At 34.5% G+C, this 531-nt stretch carries 1 protein-coding gene; it reads right to left on the reverse strand.

Going from position 1 to position 531, the window contains the following annotated elements; all coding sequences use genetic code 11:
• Window positions 1-368 (reverse strand): hypothetical protein (locus tag AC1DPZ_RS28780; protein WP_477409978.1); only part of this gene is annotated, 368 nt, incomplete at its 3' end.
• Window positions 369-531 lie beyond the last annotated feature (163 nt).

The following is a 531-nucleotide window of genomic DNA, read 5'->3' on the forward strand; positions in this document are numbered from 1 at the left end:
CTGTAAATCACATTGACAACAGACAACGACTCGACATTTATTTTAATTGTTGCTCTTTTAGTATTGTCTAAATCCTTATAGTAAATATAAGAGAAAATAGAAATCGACTTCGGCCCGGTTTTAAACAATGCAAAATCCATTTGCTCGTTTTTAAAGTCCCCGCAATCAAAAAAACCAACCCATTTATAATCAACTAATAAATATCCTTTATTTCCTAAAAAAGGTATCACAAATCGCTTTATTGCACTTTTAATAAACAGGCGAAAAAGAAGTAGATTCCCCACTAATATCAAGGGAAATATCATTAAAATCGCTACAATTTCCACTGTCATTTTACTAATAAATAAACCATTATTAAAAGCTTTCAAAATAAGCTTAAATGTATAAATAAGTTATAGCAATATGATCTCTCAAATTGGCACGCCGCTCAAATAATTATGGCGTAACCCTCCTTTTGGTCGGGTCGGGCTATTCACTTATACGGCTTCAGGCATTAGGCGCGGGGCCGGTATTCGTTGCTATCCCTTACGC

The organism is Mucilaginibacter sp. P4_G9 (assembly GCF_056400985.1).